The 3,093-nt window shown below is 64.1% G+C and carries 2 protein-coding genes; one reads left to right on the top strand and one right to left on the bottom strand.

The features are described 5' to 3' along the window. Nucleotides 1-212 precede the first annotated feature (212 nt). Nucleotides 213-2,048, bottom strand: a complete 1,836-nt coding sequence (locus ACZBJS_RS42120; protein WP_463440290.1) for a di-heme-cytochrome C peroxidase — start codon at nt 2,046-2,048, stop codon at nt 213-215. A 249-nt stretch (nt 2,049-2,297) separates the two neighbouring features. On the opposite strand from ACZBJS_RS42120, the gene ACZBJS_RS42125 reads away from it, so the two are divergent. Beyond that, entirely contained in the window at nt 2,298-2,978 is a 681-nt protein-coding gene (locus ACZBJS_RS42125; protein WP_057020149.1) for an alpha/beta hydrolase family protein, read from the top strand. Nucleotides 2,979-3,093 lie beyond the last annotated feature (115 nt).

The following is a 3,093-nucleotide window of genomic DNA, read 5'->3' on the forward strand; positions in this document are numbered from 1 at the left end:
GTGATCTTGGTCCAGGGCATCGTGCTCTCCCTCGAATCTTTGCAAATCCGATGGAATCACACCCCACTGAGATCACTCACCCATTTTTCAGTCAGGCTCTGAGGAGCCGCGCAGCGGCGTCTCGAAGGATGGCCGCGAGGACGCTGCCCGACAGATTTTTCTATATGCGATTCCCCCGCAAGCGGGAGAGGGGGCGCAGTCCCTTCGGGGGCCTACAGCGTCTTGATGAACTCGATCAGGGCGCGGCGTTCGTCTTCCTTCAGCTCCGGCCCGATCACGCCGGTGCGCTTCTCGTTGGAGAATTCGTGTCCGGAATTGCTGTTGCCGCGCTTGGTGGTGTCGAGCATGAAGGCGTTCTTGATCTTGTCCTTCCAGACGTAGCCGAGATCCTTGGGATCATACTCCCGGCCGCCGAGATAGAAGGTCGCGGGACGGTCCTTCACCGGCGACAGCAGTGCGTAGATGGTCGGGACCGAGCCGTTGTGCAGATACGGCGGGGTCGCCCAGATGCCGTTGAGCGGCCGGACCTTGTAGGCGAGCGGCGCCTGGATCTCGTTCGGCCGGTAGCCGTTGATGCGCTTGCGATCTTCCGGCGGGGTCTTGTTCTGGTCGTACCAATAGTCGACGGTCTTCTCGACGAGATCGCCGAGCGCCGGACCGAAACTGCTGTCCTTGATGTTCAGATTGGCCGGCGTCTCGACGGTGCGGTGCGCGAGGCCCTCGGCCTGCGCGCTGTCGGTGCCGATATGGCTGATCGGAATCATCTCGACATCGAGCAGCGGCTGGCCGGCCTCGTTCCTGGTCCAGCGCTTCTTGTCCTTGAACAGCGCAAAGGCTTCGCTCGCCGGCAGCGCCTTGCTGTCAATCGCCGGGCCGTGACAGCCCTGGCAATGCGCCTTGTAGAGCTCGCCGCCCTTCTTCGCGAGATCCGTGTTGATCGGCGGCAGGATGTTCTCCGGCCATTTCGGCGACGCCAGTCCGCCAAAACCCCTGTCCTCGCTGGGCGGCTCGCCGGCGATCATCCGCTCCATCTCGTGCAGCACGTCGATCCGCGCGCTCGATTTGTAAAGCCCCTTGGACTCGTCGAGTAGGTTGAGCTCGGCGCTGACGCCGAGCGCCTCGCCGGCGTTGCGCACCATCGGCTGCATGATCGAGCCGTCATATTGCACCCAGCTGAACCACGGTGCGTTCCAGATCCGCGGGAAATGCACCGGCGCCGAATGCGAGGCGTAGTTGTTCGGGTTGTTCAGGTCGATCGAGAACACCTGGTTGCCGATCCGGTTCAGCGCGTCGAGCCGCGCATAGCCTTCCTCGACGCTGTTGGCGGCGACCTTGTTCTCCAGCGAATTGATGTTGGCGTATTGCTTCAGCACGAGGTCGAGCTGGCCGCGCAGCGCCATGCGCTCGTCGAGGCTGGCATCCTTGCCGAGGATCTCGTCGGCAAAGCGCGAGAAGCGCCCCGGCCAGAACCGCGTCAGCAGCAGCGAGACGCCGACGCTCTTCTGGAATTCGAACAGATTGGTGTTGGCCGGCCCACCGTCGATCACGATCTCGGTGCCGCGATAGCTGAAGCTGCCGGTGTGGCAGGCGGCGCAGGTCAGGCCGACGCCGGTCATATCCGCCTTGCTGTGCGGATTGCGCCACGGCGCGCCGTTGGCATCGGCCATCGGGCCGCCCTGCGAAAAGCCGATCGGCAGCGCATCGGGTTTGCCCGGAATCACCGTGTCGGGAATAAAGCCGAAGCGGCCGAGATAATTGGTCTCGCTGAGTCGCGGCGCCGCGGTGAACAGCGGCCAGACCGTCGGCTGCTCCAGCGCCATGAACCATTCATGGGGAATGCCGAAGGTCCGTGTGCCCTGGTCGGCGTGATAGAACCAGCGCAGCCGCTCCGCGCTGACATTCTGATCCAGCCACACCGTCTTTGCCGGCGGCTGGTAGTCGACGACCTTGACGCGGAAGCCGCTCGCCACCGTCTCGATATCGTCCTTGAAATAGAGCACGCCGGCGACAATCAACAGTCCGATGACGAATATCGTCTTGCGAGGCATGCCCCGTTCCCCCAATTCGCGGTATCCGCGCGTGATATGGATGAGATGTTAAAATTCGCCGAAAAACGAGTTCGCGTTAAGCGTGTGATGCGGTGTGCGCCATCCTACAGTGGCGGCGCTTGGTCTAACAACGGAAATGTTGATTGGCTGTGAGCCAGTTCACTTGCGGCGTTCCCTCCGCGGCGGCATTTGCGCGCATCGAGGCCTGCGGCTAGAAACAACGGCGCAACAATTCTTCGAGATGTCATCTTGAACACGTCAGGCGTGCAGCCGCTCACGATCACGGTCTCGGACGACAGCACGGTGTCCGCGCTGCTGCTGCGGCCGGCGCAGGCCCGTAGCGCCTATGTGTTTGCCCATGGCGCCGGCGCCGGCATGACGCATCCCTCGATGGTCGCGATTGCGGAGGGCCTGGCGGAGCGCGGCATCGCGACATTGCGCTATCAGTTTCCCTACATGGAGAAGGGCAGCAAGCGGCCCGATCCGCCCGCCGTCGCGCAGGCAACGGTGCGTGCCGCCGTGGCGGAAGCTGCGCGTCATTGCGGCGAACTGCCGCTGTTCGCCGGCGGCAAGTCGTTCGGCGGACGCATGACCTCGCAGGCACAGGCCAAGGCGCCGCTCGCCGGCGTGCGCGGGCTGCTGTTTCTCGGCTTTCCGCTGCATCCCGCCGGCAAGCCGTCGAGCGAGCGGGCCAGGCATCTCGCCGAGGTCAAGGTCCCGATGCTGTTCCTGCAGGGCACCCGCGACGCGCTGGCCGAGCTCGACCTGCTCGAGCCCGTGGTGAAGGGGTTGGGTCATCGCGCGACGCTGCATCCGGTGCAGGAGGCCGACCACTCCTTCCATGTCCTCAAGCGCTCCGGCCGCAACGACCGCGAGGTGATGGCCGACGTGCTCGATGCCTTCGCGGGCTGGGTGGCGAAGCATGCATAGGTGTGTAGATGGGGTAACGGGCCGGCCGCCCGCTCGCTACGGCGCAATTTGGAAGCGCGCTCGCGAGCGGCCTGTTGGTTGGAAGGCGGTCGTCCCTCAAACTGATGGTGTTCAA

The organism is Bradyrhizobium sp. KZN70725, from assembly GCF_055264925.1.